Source organism: Salmonella enterica subsp. arizonae, from assembly GCF_008692845.1.
Lineage (GTDB): Bacteria > Pseudomonadota > Gammaproteobacteria > Enterobacterales > Enterobacteriaceae > Salmonella > Salmonella arizonae.
Genome location: NZ_VXJW01000007.1, coordinates 267,004 through 285,234 on the forward strand (window position 1 = coordinate 267,004; position 18,231 = coordinate 285,234).

The window sequence follows — 18,231 nt, forward strand, 5'->3', positions numbered from 1 at the left end:
CGCCCTGAGGTTTACGGCCATCCTCAGACCATTTTAAGGGATTATGAACAACACTCAGTAGATGTTCAACGATGTTAATCCATATAGATCACAAACTTAGTTAATCATCTGAACGCAGGTCACCATTGTGATTGGCTATAAAGAAAAAATCCTTAGATAAACATGTATGACGGGCATTTTGAGGGGGGATCTAATGGCGCTGTATGTATTATGCTCGGTAAGGCGACAAACTATTGCACTTTTTAATCGCGTTGCTTCAATAGAACCAGCTGATCACTTCCCAATCATCCCCCCAGCCTTCCCCCCACTATCCTGCGCCACCTTAACCCCGCCCGCCAGCGCCCCATTCACCGCCACGCCAACTCTCACTCCAGCCCACGTCATCGCACCCAGCCAGAATGTCGGCAGCACCAGAAACATCGATCCCATCACTAGATTAATAATCACATCATCCTGCGTATTCTGTATCCCGGCCAGATTCCAGCTACTGTGGGTATCGCTGTTGTAGAGCACATCCAGCAGCCAGCTATCGAGCCACCGCGCCAGTTCCCACCAGAAAGTAAGGAAGAACAGCGCAAACTGCACAAACGTCAGCGTCATCACTACTTTCACATCCCACGCCGAACAGAGTGTTACCAGCGGAATACAAATCACCAGCGCCATTTGCAGCAGCGCCTGCACCATGGGCAGCGCCTGACGCACGCTGTCGAACGCCGGGAACGCCGCTATGCTGCCGAGGATATTTCCGGCGCTGGATGCCAGCCTGGTGGCGGCATTGGCGACGGTGCCATCGACATTGCCGCCATAGCCGGGGTAAACGCGTCCGTTCTGTGATACCTGCATATTGCGTTCACTAACTAGCGAGCGCAGCACAGCCTCTTCATATACTGCCTGTGACTGACCGATCTTTTTAAACTCTGTCCAGATATCCGGGGCTGGGAGTTGTAGTAGCCGGGCTTTTAGCCCAACCGTATCGTCGGTCCACCACTGTTTACAGGTGGGGTAGCCGCCCGCGCCCGTATCGGCCAGCCCGGCGTCTCGTGATGCACTGTACGGCCAGGCGCTGTGTGGTGAATGCGCATGGTCGGTATCGTAGTAACCAGCCGTGTTGAGGAAGTACGACGACCCCACCCAGGCCGTATCATCACTGGTGTCATCGTCCAGCTCTCCGGCGCGAAATTTCAGACGGGCGCGGGAAGGGGCATAACACTCCTCGACAAAATCCCGCAGTTCCTGAGCCAGCGCTGGATCCTTGATTCGGGTGTGCTGCACCTCAAAGCGGATCTGACGCAGGTCTGGCTGGCAGGGCAGGGTGGCAACCGTTGCGCTGGTAATGCCTTTGCTGATCACATGAATGAAGTACCACCAGACCGGGACGGCGGCGGTTTTGCCGCCCAGCGAGTTAATAATTGGCTGATAGCCGGTATCGGCGGGTTGCGGTACCGACATCCCGCACTGCTTCGAGCGCGTGGTGTCATATTTGATGGTATCGAGGTCGATGTTCAACATTGGCACGCAGGTGAACATAATCACCAGCAGCGAGGTGTACATCAGGTGCTCGGTCCATACCAGGGACAGCGCGGCTTTGTTGCCTTCATCGGCCCCCTGACTTCTGGCCTGTAGCCACAGCGCCAGCAACTTAATCAGCAGCGGCAGGGCGAATAATCCGGTGGTGCTAATCGCATTCCACAGCCCATTATTGACCACCCAGCCGAGCAGCGTCAGAAAGTATTCCAGATAGCTGTTGGTCGTCACCGGAACACCTCCGGCACGATTTCGTTGAGCACAATCAGTGCGATAAACCACAGCGCAATGCGGCGGATGGACGGGCGATAAGGTGGAAAACGGTCATACAGACGCCAGCCCACAGCGCTAATCACGCCGTATAGCATCACGCGGCAGAGCAGCAGATCGCTGCGGTTAATCTGTGGCGTGTTACCCGATGCCAGATAAAACACCACCGCTGAATAAACCAGCAGCATGATGCTGGAGAGCATCAGCCGTTTCATTGCGTATCCCCGCCTGTGGGCTTGCTGAGATCGTCCACCCGTTTGTCGGTGTCATCTTCCACGCCGACAGCCTGGCCTTTGGTCTTCGCTCGCATCGTCTGACGTTCAAGGATGGTAAGCGCCGCGTTATCCGCCAGTGCCTGACGCATATCCAGTTCCAGTTTTAGCTGTGACAGTTCCTGGTCGAGCTGGGCGGTGGTCTGGGTCAGCGCGGTTTGCGCCTCTTTTTCACCGGAAATATTAGGTTCGCGCATCCCTGCAAGCAGCGTGCGCCGGGCCATCAGCGCCTGCTCCATCACGCGGGAGAGCGCCAGTTCGCCGGAGAGCCGCTGGATAAGTACAGCCGCATCGGGATCGTCACGCAGTGCCTCGATAACGCCACGCGTCAGATGCAGCTCGCCACCGCTGGCCTGCGCCAGCGTGTCATCGTTAACGGGCTGGCTGCGATTCACCATATCGATAATCAGCGGCTGGATCTTATCCTGCTCTTCCTGAATCAGCGGCGTCAGCCCGACGCCGGATTGTGCGCCACTTTGCTGGTCAGTGTCGCCGGACTGATCGTTATCCGGGGCGACGTTAATGGTCTGTTCGCCCACTACCCGCGTCAGCCATTGTGCGGCATCATCGGGCTTGCTCCATACCTGACACAGCTCACCCTGACAGTCGTTGCTGGATACCGAACTGGTGCTGGTCGCGCTGCGATTATTGAGGATGTTGTAGCCTGCGACCGTTGTATCACGTACCAGTTTGATGGGCGGCTGGCCTTTGCCGCCGCGATGTTCGCCACCAACCCAGCGTTTGCCTTTCTCCGCCGCTTCTTCGGCAGCTCTCTGGTCGGCGCGAACGGCGTCTTTCTCGCTGGCCGCAATACCCTGATAGTTCTCTGCCTGTGCGCTCTGCGTCCAGGCCGGGCCGAGCGCGTAATCGGTCATCTTGCCCGCCATTTTCTGACAGCTTAGCAGCGACTTATCGAAGTCGAGCCGTCCCTGAAGAACGCCGTTGGTTAGCAGATCGTAGAGCTGGGGATTGGCACGTTGGATCACCATTGCGGGCAGGCTGGCGACCGCGCTGGTCGCGCTCTCGATAACCTCGCCCATTAGCTGCTGGAAGCCGTCCGTCACGCCGTTGAGCTGATTGCGCACTGTGGTATCGATATCGAAATTGCCGCACATCATGTCGCTGTTCCAGCTTACGCCTGCCGTCAGCGGGAAGGTGTTACGCCGGGTTGCTGAGGGGGGAATGGCTGCACCGCCGCCGATGCGATAATACATCCAGTCGCTGATCGCCCCCTGTTGCTGATACTGGTATTTATCAGCCGCCGGGGCGAGAAAGGCGACGAATAAAAGACAGAATACCGGGCGCATGATTAGCCTCCGCTACTGCCAAGAAAGGTCTGCCCACGGCGTGGGCAGCATTTATAGGGTCGCCACAGCGTCCAGGCATATGCGCCATCCTCCGCCAGTTTTTCGGCGTAAGAGTCGGTGGCGGAGCCATCCGGGAAGATGGTGCAGGAGGTGGATTTTTTAGGAACCAGCATCTGCCACTGGTGGTTATTGCTGTCGCCTTCCTTAACCGGATCTGGAGGCCAGTAACCGTCGTGTGAAGTGGCAGTTAGCGGAATATAAACATGTGACTGACCGCTGCGTGTTACCAGATCGGCAGCGCGTTGGGCGATGACCGCCCCGGCCTTATAGTCATGCGTCTGGCTGAGTGCCCCGGCTCGTGGGTAGATATTGCCCCACATATCGCCACCTTTGCTAACTTCGCGCAGTCCTGGCGTTAATGCTTCCGGGTAGAACATCTCAGGTACGCCGCTGCGCCAGGCGAGTGCATCCAGAGTGCTGAGAAAATAGGGGAGGAAAGGCTGTGACGACGGGGCGCAGACGTAGCCAAACTGAGAGAAGAATTTTGCCAACGCATCTCCGGCAGGAAAGCCTATTGCATCTGCGTTCTTGAAGCGGACTTTACTGTGCTGGCCGACTGCGCGGGGGTTGGTATCGCCACCGGCTTCTGCGATACCGGGCAGCGGCGAGCTGAGCGGCGACATCTCAGCCCACGGGTTTTGCCCGGTCACGCTGTAGGCTGATACCACCAGGTCCGGGCGGAAATGGCGTACCTTCACCGATGTACGCACCGAGCAGCCAAAGGGTGAGCAGAACAACCAGTAGCAGACGCCCACGATCTGGTAATGCACGCATTCCGGCGACAGCGCGGAGGCGGCGATTTCTGGCGTGGTGATGGCCTGCGCGAGATTGGACAGGCACAGTAGCGGTATGAAAAACAATTTACGCCTGAACATGCTTCCTCCGCGACACGATGAATACAAAATGGTGTACGCGGAGGAAGCATTTAGCGCAGTAAGAAATTCAATACTGCCTGGAAAGATATACTGCTGTGGTTATCGCCGGGAGCTACTTTCCGGTTCCAGTGCGCCGATTGTTGGTGGTGTTCCGATAGCCTGATTTAAAGCATCGTGTGCAGGAGCGCCAGTAACAGCGATCCCCGCATTAATGGCTGGTGAACCGGGTTGCGGTAAATAGTCCCGCCAGAGCACATTCTCCGGACCGGGCTTAGCCAGTAGCGGATCGTCGATTAACGCATAACTGTCAGAGGGCATTACCGGAACATTGTTGTAGAGATTGTGGTCGCCAGTAATGGCGGAGTCGTTGTAGTCCCAGACTGGAGTAACGCCAGAGCCATCGCCCATCAGGATGTTGTTAGTCAGCTTAAGCTCAACTGCGCCATCGTTGGTTGCTCCTTCTGTCAGAATGAGATGGGCGCTGGTTGTGTCTGGCGGCAGCAGAATGGTGTTGTTATAGATTTGTCCGTTAATCACGCCGCCGCTGCATACCTGGAAGGTGCGGGTTTTGTCCGCTACGGACAGGTTATAGCGGATCACGAAGTTGCGCGATTTGCCGGGTACATCGTCCCCATACGGACAAAGCAGGAAAAAGCCGCCTTCGTTGCCCGCGGAAATATTGTACTGATAGATAATGCCATTCGTTGAGTGATCAACATCGTAAGACATACCATCCTGTGTGGTATGGCCGCCTGAAGCGAAATTGTACTGGTAAACGATATTGTCGCTGTTGGCCGACCACATTCCGGCATTTGGCGAGCCGGAGCGCATATTAAAACCGTTCAGTATGTTGTATTCCACCGTGCTATCCGTACTGGTCATGGGCGCGATGCCATCGCCACCAATATCAGAAAGCATATTGTGGCTGATATGGGTATTGTTGAATGGCTGCCACTTCGCAGTACATAAGCTGTACCAGAACTCGACCAGTTCCGGGCGCTGACACCAGTTGGACCAGGTGTAGATACCCTCGCGATCGACGGCGTGAATAATATTATCGCTGATATCCAGACCGCTAAACGAGGTGGGAGTGGTGTTACCGAGCGCCTCCACCACAATGCCGCCGGAAGCATGGGCATATTTGCCTATGCTGCTGTCCGAAGGATTTTTTGTGGCTGGCATTTCTCCACGGACATCATGAATATTCAGGTGCTGAAGGCGGATCCCCTGATGTTCTCCACTGTCGGTGGCGCTAACCCATAATCCCCGGCGGGGGGATTTTCCATCACCGCTGGCCGAAAGTTCCAGATTCTGTACTGTTACCCAACTGACATCTGTCATGTGGAAAGCCGCTTCGTTGCCGTTTGCTTCTATGCGAGGTAACGCCGTTCCTTCGCCCCAGGCATCATAGATAACTGGGGCATTCTCTGAGCCAGAAGTTGCGGCGACCACTTCGCCATTACAGGTGGTTCCACGGCGAAACAGTATGCTGTCTCCCGGATGCAACTCATGGTTGTTAAGCGTACTGATCGAATTAATAGGATTGCTGGCGGTGCCGTCACCGTCAACGGTAGCGGAGCAATCTATATAAAGTGACTGTGCGTGGAGGGAAAAAGAAAATAACAGCGTGAGTGCCGTAAAGAATAACCTGTACCGCAGATTACTCCCCTTATACCGGCTGATATTCTTAGATAGATAAGTTGTCATGATATTAGCCTCATTTCTGAATGAATCGGGGTAATAAAACTGGCTGTTAATCATTAACAGAATTAAGAAAAGGATATTGCTAACCAGGCCACGCGGTGCCATTTGCTTACGGTTTGATACAGACGGTAAATACCGGGTATGAAACGACGTTTCTGCTCACGAATGTGGTAAGGGTCACGAAATTATTAATTTTGATATGACAGTTGTTATAAGCATTCTGGCCCTTTGTTTTTTACCATTCCCGCACACTGTTCTGCGTCGTTGTCGTCGGAAAACAGTGCCTCTGTTTGATGATACTTATTAAGGTGGCGGCAATGATTAAAACACATGACACCCGATGGAATGTGATCCTCTGGGGATTCTTTTTCCTGTTCTATTACTACAACTGGTCTTCCTGCTTCTTGTTTTTACCCATGTGGCTAACCCGGATGGTGGGGCTGGATAAAACGCATATTGGTATGGTGTTTTCTTCCTTCGCCGTTGCTGCTATCTGCCTGCAACCGCTGCTGGGCTGGGTAACGGATAAGCTGGGGCCGAAAAAACACCTGCTGTGGCTGATCGTTATCCTGATGGTGCTCTTCGCGCCGTTCTTTATTTACGTGTATACCCCTCTGCTGCAAAGCCATTTTGCGATTGGGCTGGTGGTGGGCGGGCTGTATCTGGGATTTATCTTCCACGCGGGCTATGGCGCGGTGGAAGCCTTTGTCGAGAAGGTCAGCCGTAATCGGGGCTTTGAGTACGGACGTCCACGGCTGTTTGGCTGCTTTGGGTCGGCGGCCTGCGCGACTATCTCCGGTATTCTGTATGGTTTCGATCCGACATGGATTTACTGGATTGGTTCGGCGCTGGCTTTGCTGCTGGTGGTGATCCTGCTGGTTGCCCGCTCTGAGCCGCTGCCGGGTATTGAGGCAGAGCAGGTCCGCCAGCAAAAGGTGAGCGTGCTGGAGCTATTCAAACTTCGCCAGTTCTGGTATTTCACATTATATGTATTAGGTGTTGCCTGTATTTATGATGTCTTCGACCAGCAGTTTATTAATTTCTTTACCCGTTTTTTTGACCATCAGGAACAGGCGGCTAGAGCATTCGGTTATATCACTACAGTAGGAAATCTTGGCGATGCTGCGGTGATGTTTTTTATTCCACTGCTGATTAATAAATATATTGGCAGTAAGAATGCGTTATTAATTACCGGCACCATTATGACTATTCGGATCGTCGGTTCCTCCTTTGCTACCGGACCGATTGAAGTGCTCTTCTTACGTATGCTGCATAATTTTGAAGTGCCTTTCCTGCTAATTGGTATTTTCAAATATATTGCTGACGTTTTTGATACACGTCTGTCCGGGACCATCTATCTGGTGGGCGTGATGTTTATCAAGCAGTCCGCCGCTATTATTTTATCGACCGTCGCGGGTCATCTCTATGACACCATCGGATTCCATAGCGCCTATCTGATCCTCGGCAGTATCACTGCCGCGTTCACTCTGCTGTCCGCTTTCCTGTTGACTTCAACCCCACGCCAGAAAACGGCGGACGTCCGCACACCCGCCACACTCTAATGGAGAGAACCTTATGCAACCGAATATTCTGGTCTTTTTCACCGATCAACAGCGCTGGGACACGGTGGGCTGCTACAACCCTGCCGTCAGTACCACCCCGGTGCTGGACCAGCTTGCCCGCGAGGGCGTGAAGTTTGAAAACGCCTTTACCGTCCAGCCGGTCTGCGGCCCGGCGCGTTCCTGCCTGCAAACCGGGCGTTACCCGACGCAGAACGGCTGTTATCGCAATAATATCGCTATGCGACAGGATGAAGTGACGCTGGCGAAGCTGTTCAATCAGGCGGGATATGACACTGCCTATATTGGAAAGTGGCACCTGGCAGATCTGGATGAAAAACCGGTGCCGGAAGAACTGCGCGGCGGCTGGCGATACTGGCTGGCGGCAGATGCGCTGGAACATACGTCGCACCCTTATGGTGGTCACTTTTTTGATAATGATAACCAGCCAGTGCATTTCGATGGCTACCGGGTGGATGACCAGACCACATTCGCGCTCGATTACCTGAAACAACGCCCACGGGATAATCCGTTCCTGCTGTTTCTCTCTTACCTGGAACCGCACTTCCAGAACGATATGGCGCGTTTTGTCGCCCCGCATGGCTACGCCGAACGCTTCCAGACCGCATCGGTGCCGCCGGATCTGATTAACCGCCCCGGCGACTGGCCGCAGAACCTCCCTGATTATTACGGCATGTGTCAGAACCTGGACGAAAACCTTGGGCGTATCGTTGATTATCTGAAGGCCAGCGGCGAATACGACAACACCATCATCCTGTTCTTCAGCGATCACGGCTGCCACTTCCGCACCCGCAATGATGAATACAAACGCTCGTGCCATGAGTCCAGCATTCGTATTCCCTGCGTGGCGCGGGGTGGGCCGTTCAGCGGCGGCAGGACGGTAGAGCATCTGGTGACGTTGCTGGATCTCCCGCCCACGATGCTGAGCGCCGCAGGTATTACGGTGCCGGATGCCATGATGGGGCGTGATCTGCAAACCGCACTGGATGCTGAGTACTGGGACGAAGAGGTGCTGATCCAAATTAGTGAGTCGGAAGTCGGGCGGGCGCTGCGCACACCGCGCTGGAAATATGAAATTGTCGCACCCGGCAGCGATCCGTGGAATGAGGCAGCCGCAGAGATCTATGTAGAGAGCCAGCTTTACGATCTGCTGAATGATCCATGGGAACGCCAGAATCTGATTGCCAGCCCGGAACATGCACGGATCCGCGAGAAATTACGTCAGGATATTGGCCGCAAAATGACGGCAATTGGTGAAGACCTGCCCGTTATTGTTCCGGTGGAGTAAGTGATGACTGCATGGATGATTGCCGCACTCTGCGGCTGTGGTCTGGCAACCAGCCTGCTCTCGGCGCTGTTTGGCGTCGGGGGCAGTATCCTGCTCGTGCCGGTGCTGCATCTGTTATTTCCACAATGCGCTGTGCAGGTGCTGGCCGCGACGTCCCTGACGGTAGTGATGCTGAGCGCATTGATTAACGTCTTCGCTTTCTGGCGGCAGGGGATTCGGTTGAATACGAAGCTGCTGATGCTCTGGTCGCTGGGGATGGCAACGGGAATGCAGGCGGGCGTGTACGCCAGCTTTTTGCTGTCGGATAAGGTGCTGCTGATGCTGTTTGCGCTGGTTCTCGTGGGGCTGGCGTTGCGCTGTGGAGGTTTGCGCCCGACAACTCAGGAAAACGTACAGCCAGATAGCCGAACGCGCAGTACTGGGATGCTGCTGTGTACTGCTGGTGGTGCCGTGGCCGGGTTAACCGGGCTGGGAGGCGGTTCCGTGCTCGCGCCGCTGATGTCGCAGCTCTCCGGGATCCCGCGCCAGCACATCGCTGTGTACTGCAACTGGATGATGCTGTTCGGCAGCGCCGGAACGGTTGTCTGCTATCTGTATCGCACTGCACCGGATATCGGCGCATTGCCACCGGCTATGCAGTTTGGTTACGTCAATATGGCTATTGTGGCCGTGATCTTTCTCTGCACGCTGGTGTTCCAGCCTGTCAGCATGAGGCTGCGTACTCTGCTGCCGGAATGCTGGCTACAGCGCGTTTTCTCCGGGGTATTGCTGATGATTGCCACGTTGATACTGGTGACGCTATGAAACACGCTTTTCATCTGATGGCGAAGCCTGCGGGTTGGCGCTGTAATCTGGCCTGTGATTACTGTTTTTACCTGGCAAAAGGGCAGGGTGTGCTGCGTGATACCTGTGGGCAGCGACATATGTCCGATAAGGTGCAGGAAGCGTATGTTCGTCAGTACATCGCTGCATCACCTGGCCCGGAGGTGAACTTTACCTGGCAGGGCGGCGAACCGACGCTGGCCGGACTGGATTTTTATCGCCGGGCCGTGGCGCTTCAGCAGCGCTATGCCGGGGATAAACGTATTACCAACAGCCTCCAGACCAACGGCGTACTGATTAACGACGAATGGGCGGCATTTCTGGCTCAGCATCGTTTTCTGGTGGGGATATCGCTGGATGGTCCGGCGCATCTGCATAACCATTACCGCAAGACAGGCAGTGGTAAGCCCGTGTTTAAGCAGGTGATGGCGGCGCTGAACACCCTGACGCGTCAGGGTGTGGACTTCAATATCCTGACCGTAGTGAACAACGTGACGGCGCAGGCCCCGCTGGACATTTACCGCTTTCTGACGCGTGAGGTGGGGGCTGAATTTCTCCAGTTCATTCCGGTAGTAGAGCATGATGTGCAGAGCGGGTTGTTGCCCTGGTCCGTGACGGGAGAGGATTACGGGCGGTTTATGATCGCCATCTTTGATGAGTGGGTGCGCCGTGATGTTGGGCGGGTATTCGTTCAGCTTTTTGATAACGCACTAGCGGCGTGGCTGGGCGAACGCCCGGCGCTGTGCGTGATGCAGCCCACTTGTGGGCGTGGGATGGTAGTTGAGCAGAACGGCGATGTTTACAGTTGCGATCACTATGTGGATGTGGAACATCGGTTAGGCAATCTGCTACAGCAGCCGCTGGAAAAGCTGGTTGTGGGTAAAGCACAACGACGGTTCGGCCAGCAGAAAGCGCAGTTACCGGATGATTGCCAGCGTTGTCCGTGGCGCTTTGCCTGCCAGGGCGGCTGTCCGAAGCATCGACTACACGAGCGGCTGAATCATCTTTGTGCCGGATATCGCATGATCTTCAGCCATATGGATCCATACATGGCCTATATGGCGCAGCAGATTCGTATGCAGCAATCTCCGGCAGAGGTGATGTCGGTGGTGGATAGTCTGAAGCAGTAATATCTTATTTTTTAACATAAAACTGCATATTCAGAGAGGCGGAGCTGTGGCAGGATAACCCTGTATAAATCGGCGATATTTTTACAGCGAGGAAGTGATGATGTCGGGGCTACATTCATGGCTTTTAGATAAGTCAACCAGTGACACCTATATGTTCATCAAGCGCCTGTCAGCCAACGATACCGGTGCGACGGGTGGGCATCAGGTTGGCATTTACATACCTTCTGGCATTGTTGAGCATCTTTTCCCTTCCATTAATCATACAAGGGATCTTAACCCGTCTGTGACGTTGAATGCGCATACCTCCTCGCACATTTGCCCGGACACCGAGGCCAGGGCCGTTTATTACAATGGTCGTTTCTTTGGTAAGACCAGAAATGAAAAGCGTATTACTCGATGGGGCGGAGGAAAAAATCCTCTGCAAGACCCTGAGAACACGGGTGCACTGGCGTTACTGGCGTTTGACCATCGGCAGGGGGCAGATAGTCATTTTGTCGATATCTGGGTGTGTTATGACGCTGAAGAAGAAGATATTGTTGAGTCTTCACTCGGAGAGGTTGTTCCCGGTTCGCTAGTCTATGGCCCCGCAAATGAGATTCTGGGCGGCCTGGCTTTAAAAGAACCGGTCTCCAGTGGGTATCATCTTCCGGAAGAGTGGAGAACGAATTTCCCTTCTGGTAAGGAGATTATCCAGTATGCAGCAGCTCATTATTCCCCAAATGTCGTTGGCCCGGATAAGCAACTGATTGAACGGCGTCGTATTGAGTATGAAATTTTCCTGCTGGTGGAAGAAATGCACGTTCTGGGTATGGTTCAGTCCGGGTTTGGTTCAGTAAATGAATTTATTGCACTGGCGAACTCCGTGAGTAACAGACGAAAATCACGGGCCGGTAAATCACTGGAGCTGCATCTTGAACAGCTTTTTAATGAGCATGGACTGACAACCTTTGAGACTCAGGCCGTCACGGAAGGAAATAAGAAGCCAGATTTTTTATTCCCCTCTGCACAAGCTTATCACGATGAAACGTTTCCTGAGCAGAAGCTTCGTATGTTGGCAGTAAAAACGACCTGTAAAGATCGCTGGCGGCAGATATTAAATGAAGCCGACAGAATTCAGGACATTTACCTCTTTACTCTTCAGGAAGGTGTTTCCGTTGCGCAATTTCAGGAGATGCAGCAGGAAAGGGTCAGGTTGGTTGTGCCCACTAGTCTTCATGATAAGTACCCGAAAACTATCCGGGAATATCTTATTTCGTTAGAAACGTTTATCGATGAAACTAAAACATTGTATGTCGATTAAATAATTTCATTCTGTTATCCCCCGGATGAATTCCGGGGGATCTGTTTATATTATTTTTTGGCTGCCTTGTTTGCTGCGGCTTTCATAATATAAGGCTGAAGCAGTTTCGCCACGGCTTCAAAAACGGGAACGACCACTGAGTTCCCGAACTGGCGATAGGCCTGGGTATCGGAAACGGGGATCCGGAATGGTTTGCCACCTGGTTGCTCAAAACCCATCAGTCTGGCGCATTCATGAGGCGTCAGTCTTCTTGGCCTTTGTTCCTGATTCTCTGGATTAGAGAAATCGATTTCGCCGAGTTCTTTATCCCATCCTCTGTCGATGAGAATTTCAGAACCATCTTTATGATAACGAGCGGATAATGTTCTCGCGACGCTGTTTTCATTATTCGGATCAACCAGACCAAAACCGAACCCATTACCTTTGGCAGCATGCTTTTTAGCATAGTTATAGAGATATTCCCATAACTTAGGACTCAGGATATATTTACTGTCAACCGCAGGATCCAGAAGCTGACCAAATGTTGGTCTTTTCTCAGGGTAGAATTTATGAATATTCTTTAATGTGAATCCCTGATGGATATTAAGGTCACGGCGGAATCCGACCAGAACAATACGCTCACGATGTTGTGGCAGGAAATTTTTACCATCAATAATTTTAGGATCATCTTTCCCTGTGATACTGGCATCAGCAACTTCATAGCCCAATTCATCAAGGGTATCCATAATGACTTTAAACGTTTTACCCTTATCATGACTCTTAAGGTTCTTAACGTTTTCCAGCACAAAAATGGCTGGCTGCTTAGCCTTGATTATGCGGGCAACATCGAAAAATAGAGTCCCTTGCGCTTCACATTCGAACCCATGTGCGCGTCCGAGCGAGTTTTTCTTACTCACCCCAGCTAGACTGAATGGCTGGCAGGGAAAACCGGCCAGCAGGACGTCATGATCCGGGATTTGTTGATCGATATGAGCGTAGGCCTTCTCTTCAGAGATGCCTTCTTCTCCGCTTAGCGTGACTTCCCTGATATCCAGATTGAATGTGTGTGCGTCTTCATCGTTGTACCAGTTTGCTTTGTAGGTACGTACCGCTTCTTTATTCCATTCGCTGGTAAAAACGCATTGCCCGCCGATGGCTTCGAATCCTTTACGGATACCACCAATACCGGCAAACAGGTCAATAAAGCGGAAATCATAGTCAGGATGATGAGCGGGTTGCTCCGGCAGCATTTTCCGTAACAGCGCTTCTTCAGCCATAGTGAGCGATTTTGGCTCGCACTTGCCATTTATCCAGCGGTTAAGGGTTTCGCGGCTCCACTCATTTTTACCTATTTTTCTTAGCAGTTCTGCGACATACTTCTGGTCGTAAATTTCAAGTACCCGATCAATCAGCTTCCTGTCGCGCTCTTGTTGTTGTTTTTCTTCAGCTTCTGCTTTTTCGAGCAGTTCCTGCGCAAATAAATCGAATTCAGACATAACGCCTCCTCGGGGTTTATGGGTGAAAATATATCACTCATTTGACCCAGATGAAACGATTTGTTCTGGATATTTGATCAGTATATGGGTTCAACAGGCGTACTAATTATGAGAGCCAGCCAATAGTGTTGCCAGTCGCTCTGGATGACATATATGCAGACGGCGCTGCGAATCGTCCAGTATCCCGGCCAGTCTTAATTCCTTACTGAATCGCAAAGCAGTTTCTGTCTCACATCCTGCAAATTCAGCTACTTCACGCCACGTCCAGTCATACCCGGGAAAATAACTCGTCAGATACCAGAGGCTGCTCAGTACCCGGTGACGGGTGCGATAACGAGCGATCCAGGTCATGCGATGCTCTGCATCTGACAGACTTGCCACTACCTGATTTAACAGAAACTGGGCGAACTGCGGGTGATGACGCAGGAAATCGCTGTTGGAGTGAGGGATGACGTGGCACAGCGATGCAGTCTGCAAAACGCAGGCGTGGCAGTGATAGAATTCTGAACCAAATAACCCCAGATAGCCAAACCAGTCGCCCTGTTGGCAGGCGCGGACCAACATCTCTTTGCCGTTTTCCAGCGTGTGATGTAAACCGACGACGCCATGGTTGAGGTACCAGAAACCGCAGATGGGTTCTTCCTGTAGATAGATTTTGCTTCCTGCTTCACGGGTGATAGGGCGCAGCAGGGTGTGGCGGGAAAAGTGGGTGTAGTGGAAAGTGGCGTGATTGCGAGTTGGTGCGGTGAGAAACGGCATTTCCGCTGGCGGTGGAATGGCAGCCTGCTGAACTTGGACAGCAGAGGGAGTGTTATGGAAGCTGACGTCTGAAATAATCATAACCGACACCTGGCGGGGAGCGGATTTTTCGGTTGCCGTAGTTCGCCTTCTTCCTCATAGCGGCTAGGCCAGATTTCTGCGGGGTGAAGGTTGAGTGCGCGAGCAATCAGCCATTCGCCTTTCGGCCAGGGGCGTGAAAGCGCATTCGCCAGCGTGGAGGAGGCCAGCCCTGCTTCCCGCGAAACCGCAGCCATACTGGTGCCGCGCTTGTGCAGGGCGGCGATGATGTCGGCTGGGTGCCAGTCTTGTTTAGTCATTCCTGTTACCTCATTTGTGGACTATAAGTCACATTAGAGTATGCTAGCACGCTTTTTATGTGACTTATAGTCCGTGGAACAATAGGCAACAAAGATTGATGCTGGTCTTATGGAAAAGACCGGATCAATCAAAAAGCTGCTAGGCAACCGAATCAGGCAACTTCGTCGGGAGACGGGGCTGTCTCAGGAAGACTTTGCCGACAAATGCGGTATTGATCGCTCATACATGAGTGGCATTGAGCGCGGAGTACGGAACCCTACACTTGAAATTTTGTGGGCAATATCTGGTGGTCTGGATTTAGATCTTAGTCATTTGTTTATGTTCGAAACAAATACCAAAGAAGAAATAGAAACCACGCTTTGTGACTCATAGTCCGTGGTCTGATAGACGTCAACACGTCATCTTTCTTGGATGAAAAATTCATCCAGTATTCAGGCTCTTTTTGGCGCACACCTTAAAAAGCTCAGGTTACAATCAGGCTTATCTCAGGAAGCATTTGCTGACAAGTGTGGCCTCGATCGTACGTATGTGAGTGGGATTGAAAGAGGGGTCAGAAATCCTACCCTTGAAGTGATCAGTGTCCTTGCGGCAGGGCTAGAGGTTGAAATTAGTAAGCTTTTTGAATTTAGTTAATTGATTTTATAGATTATTTTGTTTTTACTTTTCTTTCGATGTCATACTGCCAAAAAGTGATTTCGTTCAATCACCTGTCACCCAGATTCTCTGATAATGTTTTCCTAAAGGGAGAATGTCATGTTAGAGAACCTGCAATCCAGTATCACCCAAGGTTTACCTCAAGATCGGGAAGCGCTGTACCACTTGGTCTGGCGCGAGCCCGCGGAGAGAATCGCCTCTCTCTATAACATCAGCAAAGAGCAACTGACAAAACGATGCGTTGAATTACGGATACCGAGACCGCTCGCGGGTTACTGGAAAGCGCTGGCGAAAGGGACTGCACCGGCGGTGCCACCTCTACCTGCTTTGAAAAAAGGCAAAACGGCAAAAATCTCGAAGGAAGCTGGCGTAACCGTGTCGTCACCTACAGTCGCATTACCACAGCTACCACTACCTCGAGCGACGAGAAAGCAAACCACGATTACAGGGAACGGCTATGCGTTAATCAATGATCTCAAAACGTATCTCCCGAAATCCAGTGTGACTGAAGACGGTTACTACAAGCCTGCGAAAAAGAAGCTCCTGGATCTCAATGTTTCGGATACGGGGTTTGATAGTGCAATAGAGTTCCTGAGCCGATTCTTTGATGCGCTGGGGAAACAGGGATATCGGGTAACGCTGGATGTTCCTGGCGAAAGAATGCACCGTGCGGATATTGATATTAAGGAAGATCCAAAAGAGGGTGGATATCGCTGGGACAATTTATGGCGGCCTTATACGCCAAGCATCATATGCATTGGCGATATGCATTTTGCGTTCAATCTTGCCGAAATGACGGAATATGTTCCTGCGAAAAAAATCAAAAATCGCTATGTTCGGGATGAACAGATGGTGCGGTGGATACGGGGTAAAAATAGCGAGCCTTTTCTTCATGTTTCTAAGCATACGCTGCCTACCGGACGGTTTCTTTTGCAACTCTATTCGCCTTATGAGTCCGCTGACTGGCGAGTGCAGTTCCGACAGACAAAACAATGTGGTTTGATTAGCCAGATCCCGAAGATGATTTCGGTATTGCAGGAAGCAGTTCCGCTGATTGCAAAGCAATTAGAAGAGGCCAGAATCAGAGCTGAGGAATGGCGGATTCAGCGGGAGCGAGAACACGCTATCTATCTGGAAAAGGAGCGGATACGTCAGGAAGAAGAGGCGTACAACGCCAGCCGTACCGAGCTGAAATCCATTATGAGTCAGTGGGCGGAAGATAAACGGATGGAGCAGTTTTTCCGTGAAGCAGAGTTGGATGCGGCGAGTCTTGATGAGCAGCAGAAGGTTCAGGTAATGGAACGTCTGCAATTAGCGCGCCAGTTCTTGTTAGAGGATACGGCAGTTGAGCGATTACTGAAATGGAAAACGCCACATGAGCGATTAGATAAGAAATAACGGTTTTTTCTACCTTCGATAAATTTGTGAATCTTGTTATTAATACTCCGCCAGATAGTCGGCTAAGAGCGAAGAGCCTAAGTGGTTTATTTTGTGATAATACTCACCCTATAGGGAGGAAGGTTACCTAAAAATCACAATCAAGATATGAAGTCAGGTCGGTGTGTTTTAATGCACTTAGAAACTTTTTCAATTATTTCTAGGCAGTTTTCAATAAAACCATCATCGACTTTTACTAGTCCAAAAATACCGGAAACATCCCCTTCTTCAAAGGTTGGTGTGTTTGAGCTTTCCACCACGAAGTTAAGAGTACTAATTTTACTAATAAGACTCTTGTAACTTGTCCCGTCTCCATGCTTTAGTGCATTGATTGCAAGATAAAAATTATGAAAGTCTTCTTTTAAAGCATACTCACCCGCTTGTTCTAGAATCAACGCTGCCTCTTTGAAACCATTTCGACATGCAAGTCCTTGTTGCAGGTGTGCTTCAAAAATTGAAAACAATCCAACTATATGTATCATCTTTTGTAGTTTCAGAGCCTGTAAAATTTTAACAAGAGGAGTTGAGCCAGTTTCTGATAATTCATTCATCGTTTCATCATAGGCCTCGTTTATCACCCTCAATGAAAAATATGTACATCTATATGCAAGCTCATTGAATTGATGCATTTTCTAGAGTTCCTTTAAATTTGCGTGATGTCATCACACGCCCCATTCAGTCGTGTAAGTTGTAAGCAAAAGCAACCTTAATAGGTTAATAACTTTGAATATAGGCATCTAATACATACTGTTACTCATTTTCTAACACTACAGATGACTCCGGTTCGATGATAAGAAGAGAGATTTGAACGGCTATTTTTAGATATCGTTCAGCTTCATCTTTTGTGAGTTCGAAATCTCTCAGATGACTCGCTTCATTTCGTAGCTTTCTCATCCTATCTACCAAGATAGCGGTTGATTTATCAATTTTCCCTTCTCTTACTAACCATTCAATAAATAATAAAGGATTAATTCTTGGAATTGATGCCCCCTGGACAAAACCTGCTTTTCCTGCCGCTTCTTCAATTAGTAACCATGACTCCATAATTGCGGCCCTAGGCGATACGTCCGCAATGCGCTCTAACTGCGACATACGTTTAGAAAACTCGATACCTTCCTCAGGCAGATCTTTTGAGACTTCAATCAAGGGAGCTTCATTAGCTAAATCTTCCGCGGCTTTTAACCCTAAAGTAAATTCAGCTTCAGCATTTCCAAATTTTACTTTAGATAACCGGAGAATTAGCTCTTTAACATCATTACCATATTTTTGAACAAACCATACAAAAGCCAATGGCCAAGCTAATGCTGATTGACCCTGGCCCAAATTCAGTACAGTGCTAAATCAGAGATCTTCGTCTTTCTGACCCTGGCCCAAATTCAGTACAGTGCTAAATCAGAGATCTTCGTCTTTCCGGAGACTTCGGATAAATTCAGCC

The 18,231-nt window shown here is 51.1% G+C and carries 18 protein-coding genes; 8 read left to right on the forward strand and 10 right to left on the reverse strand.

From position 1 onward, the window contains the following. Positions 1 to 273: 273 nt before the first annotated feature. The 5 genes from F4V61_RS15330 to F4V61_RS15350 form a co-directional block, all read right to left on the reverse strand. Entirely contained in the window at positions 274 to 1,755 is a 1,482-nt protein-coding gene (locus F4V61_RS15330) for a conjugal transfer protein TraG N-terminal domain-containing protein (RefSeq protein WP_079828021.1), read from the reverse strand. Further along, positions 1,752 to 2,009, reverse strand: a complete 258-nt coding sequence (locus F4V61_RS15335; RefSeq protein ID WP_058820009.1) for a hypothetical protein — start codon at positions 2,007 to 2,009, stop codon at positions 1,752 to 1,754. The genes F4V61_RS15330 and F4V61_RS15335 overlap by 4 nt, the downstream gene beginning before the upstream one ends. Continuing rightward, positions 2,006 to 3,373: an integrating conjugative element protein gene (locus F4V61_RS15340; RefSeq protein WP_058820008.1), complete on the reverse strand. Its 1,368-nt coding sequence runs from the start codon at positions 3,371 to 3,373 to the stop codon at positions 2,006 to 2,008. Before F4V61_RS15340 ends, F4V61_RS15335 begins: the two co-directional genes overlap by 4 nt. A 2-nt stretch (positions 3,374 to 3,375) precedes the next feature. Next, a complete protein-coding gene (locus F4V61_RS15345; RefSeq protein WP_072209871.1) occupies positions 3,376 to 4,308 on the reverse strand; it encodes a TIGR03756 family integrating conjugative element protein in 933 nt (310 codons plus the stop codon). 99 nt (positions 4,309 to 4,407) lie between these two features. Next, positions 4,408 to 6,015: a hypothetical protein gene (locus F4V61_RS15350; protein ID WP_058820012.1), complete on the reverse strand. Its 1,608-nt coding sequence runs from the start codon at positions 6,013 to 6,015 to the stop codon at positions 4,408 to 4,410. 314 nt (positions 6,016 to 6,329) lie between these two features. Here F4V61_RS15350 and F4V61_RS15355 point away from each other — a divergent pair, with 314 nt between their 5' ends. The 5 genes from F4V61_RS15355 to F4V61_RS15375 all read left to right on the forward strand — a co-directional run bounded on the left by F4V61_RS15355 (position 6,330) and on the right by F4V61_RS15375 (position 12,132). Beyond that, positions 6,330 to 7,574 carry an oligosaccharide MFS transporter gene (locus F4V61_RS15355; RefSeq protein ID WP_058820007.1) on the forward strand — a complete coding sequence of 415 codons (1,245 nt, stop codon included), beginning with the start codon at positions 6,330 to 6,332 and terminating at the stop codon, positions 7,572 to 7,574. A gap of 13 nt (positions 7,575 to 7,587) precedes the next feature. After that, positions 7,588 to 8,880, forward strand: a complete 1,293-nt coding sequence (locus tag F4V61_RS15360; RefSeq protein ID WP_058820006.1) for a sulfatase-like hydrolase/transferase — start codon at positions 7,588 to 7,590, stop codon at positions 8,878 to 8,880. Between the two features lie 3 nt (positions 8,881 to 8,883). Continuing rightward, positions 8,884 to 9,684 carry a sulfite exporter TauE/SafE family protein gene (locus tag F4V61_RS15365; protein ID WP_058820005.1) on the forward strand — a complete coding sequence of 267 codons (801 nt, stop codon included), beginning with the start codon at positions 8,884 to 8,886 and terminating at the stop codon, positions 9,682 to 9,684. Then, positions 9,681 to 10,832, forward strand: a complete 1,152-nt coding sequence (locus F4V61_RS15370) for an anaerobic sulfatase maturase (protein WP_058820004.1) — start codon at positions 9,681 to 9,683, stop codon at positions 10,830 to 10,832. The genes F4V61_RS15365 and F4V61_RS15370 overlap by 4 nt, the downstream gene beginning before the upstream one ends. Before the next feature lie 100 nt (positions 10,833 to 10,932). Then, entirely contained in the window at positions 10,933 to 12,132 is a 1,200-nt protein-coding gene (locus F4V61_RS15375; protein WP_058820003.1) for a type II restriction endonuclease, read from the forward strand. Between the two features lie 50 nt (positions 12,133 to 12,182). Here the strand turns inward: F4V61_RS15375 and F4V61_RS15380 are convergent, their stop codons facing one another. The 3 genes from F4V61_RS15380 to F4V61_RS15390 form a co-directional block, all read right to left on the reverse strand. Then, positions 12,183 to 13,607: a DNA cytosine methyltransferase gene (locus tag F4V61_RS15380; protein WP_058820002.1), complete on the reverse strand. Its 1,425-nt coding sequence runs from the start codon at positions 13,605 to 13,607 to the stop codon at positions 12,183 to 12,185. A 102-nt stretch (positions 13,608 to 13,709) separates the two neighbouring features. Further along, a complete protein-coding gene (locus tag F4V61_RS15385) occupies positions 13,710 to 14,447 on the reverse strand; it encodes a Crp/Fnr family transcriptional regulator (protein WP_058820001.1) in 738 nt (245 codons plus the stop codon). Beyond that, positions 14,444 to 14,704, reverse strand: coding sequence for a helix-turn-helix domain-containing protein (locus F4V61_RS15390; protein ID WP_058820000.1), 261 nt, complete (start codon positions 14,702 to 14,704; stop codon positions 14,444 to 14,446). The genes F4V61_RS15385 and F4V61_RS15390 overlap by 4 nt, the downstream gene beginning before the upstream one ends. 109 nt (positions 14,705 to 14,813) lie before the next feature. Here F4V61_RS15390 and F4V61_RS15395 point away from each other — a divergent pair, with 109 nt between their 5' ends. The 3 genes from F4V61_RS15395 to F4V61_RS15405 all read left to right on the forward strand — a co-directional run bounded on the left by F4V61_RS15395 (position 14,814) and on the right by F4V61_RS15405 (position 16,757). Continuing rightward, a complete protein-coding gene (locus tag F4V61_RS15395) occupies positions 14,814 to 15,077 on the forward strand; it encodes a helix-turn-helix domain-containing protein (RefSeq protein WP_032170344.1) in 264 nt (87 codons plus the stop codon). A 39-nt stretch (positions 15,078 to 15,116) separates the two neighbouring features. Further along, positions 15,117 to 15,338, forward strand: a complete 222-nt coding sequence (locus F4V61_RS15400) for a helix-turn-helix domain-containing protein (RefSeq protein WP_072209872.1) — start codon at positions 15,117 to 15,119, stop codon at positions 15,336 to 15,338. A gap of 120 nt (positions 15,339 to 15,458) precedes the next feature. Then, positions 15,459 to 16,757 (forward strand): hypothetical protein, encoded by a 1,299-nt coding sequence (locus F4V61_RS15405; protein ID WP_058819999.1) that lies wholly within the window; start codon positions 15,459 to 15,461, stop codon positions 16,755 to 16,757. 140 nt (positions 16,758 to 16,897) lie between these two features. Here the strand turns inward: F4V61_RS15405 and F4V61_RS15410 are convergent, their stop codons facing one another. Together F4V61_RS15410 and F4V61_RS15415 are read right to left on the reverse strand one after the other, a co-directional pair. Then, positions 16,898 to 17,425, reverse strand: coding sequence for a hypothetical protein (locus F4V61_RS15410; RefSeq protein WP_058819998.1), 528 nt, complete (start codon positions 17,423 to 17,425; stop codon positions 16,898 to 16,900). Between the two features lie 121 nt (positions 17,426 to 17,546). After that, positions 17,547 to 18,119: a DUF4145 domain-containing protein gene (locus F4V61_RS15415; RefSeq protein ID WP_249041809.1), complete on the reverse strand. Its 573-nt coding sequence runs from the start codon at positions 18,117 to 18,119 to the stop codon at positions 17,547 to 17,549. Positions 18,120 to 18,231 lie beyond the last annotated feature (112 nt).

What these genes read in the sequence shown, in the direction of transcription:
- F4V61_RS15335 (WP_058820009.1), bottom strand. Translation starts at nt 2,009, where the DNA reads ATGAAACGGCTGATGCTCTCCAGCATCATGCTGCTGGTTTATTCAGCG.
- F4V61_RS15340 (WP_058820008.1), bottom strand. Translation starts at nt 3,373, where the DNA reads ATGCGCCCGGTATTCTGTCTTTTATTCGTCGCCTTTCTCGCCCCGGCG.
- F4V61_RS15345 (WP_072209871.1), bottom strand. Translation starts at nt 4,308, where the DNA reads ATGTTCAGGCGTAAATTGTTTTTCATACCGCTACTGTGCCTGTCCAAT.
- F4V61_RS15350 (WP_058820012.1), bottom strand. Translation starts at nt 6,015, where the DNA reads ATGACAACTTATCTATCTAAGAATATCAGCCGGTATAAGGGGAGTAAT.
- F4V61_RS15355 (WP_058820007.1), top strand. Translation starts at nt 6,330, where the DNA reads ATGATTAAAACACATGACACCCGATGGAATGTGATCCTCTGGGGATTC.
- F4V61_RS15360 (WP_058820006.1), top strand. Translation starts at nt 7,588, where the DNA reads ATGCAACCGAATATTCTGGTCTTTTTCACCGATCAACAGCGCTGGGAC.
- F4V61_RS15365 (WP_058820005.1), top strand. Translation starts at nt 8,884, where the DNA reads ATGACTGCATGGATGATTGCCGCACTCTGCGGCTGTGGTCTGGCAACC.
- F4V61_RS15370 (WP_058820004.1), top strand. Translation starts at nt 9,681, where the DNA reads ATGAAACACGCTTTTCATCTGATGGCGAAGCCTGCGGGTTGGCGCTGT.
- F4V61_RS15375 (WP_058820003.1), top strand. Translation starts at nt 10,933, where the DNA reads ATGTCGGGGCTACATTCATGGCTTTTAGATAAGTCAACCAGTGACACC.
- F4V61_RS15380 (WP_058820002.1), bottom strand. Translation starts at nt 13,607, where the DNA reads ATGTCTGAATTCGATTTATTTGCGCAGGAACTGCTCGAAAAAGCAGAA.
- F4V61_RS15385 (WP_058820001.1), bottom strand. Translation starts at nt 14,447, where the DNA reads ATGATTATTTCAGACGTCAGCTTCCATAACACTCCCTCTGCTGTCCAA.
- F4V61_RS15390 (WP_058820000.1), bottom strand. Translation starts at nt 14,704, where the DNA reads ATGACTAAACAAGACTGGCACCCAGCCGACATCATCGCCGCCCTGCAC.
- F4V61_RS15395 (WP_032170344.1), top strand. Translation starts at nt 14,814, where the DNA reads ATGGAAAAGACCGGATCAATCAAAAAGCTGCTAGGCAACCGAATCAGG.
- F4V61_RS15400 (WP_072209872.1), top strand. Translation starts at nt 15,117, where the DNA reads ATGAAAAATTCATCCAGTATTCAGGCTCTTTTTGGCGCACACCTTAAA.
- F4V61_RS15405 (WP_058819999.1), top strand. Translation starts at nt 15,459, where the DNA reads ATGTTAGAGAACCTGCAATCCAGTATCACCCAAGGTTTACCTCAAGAT.
- F4V61_RS15410 (WP_058819998.1), bottom strand. Translation starts at nt 17,425, where the DNA reads ATGCATCAATTCAATGAGCTTGCATATAGATGTACATATTTTTCATTG.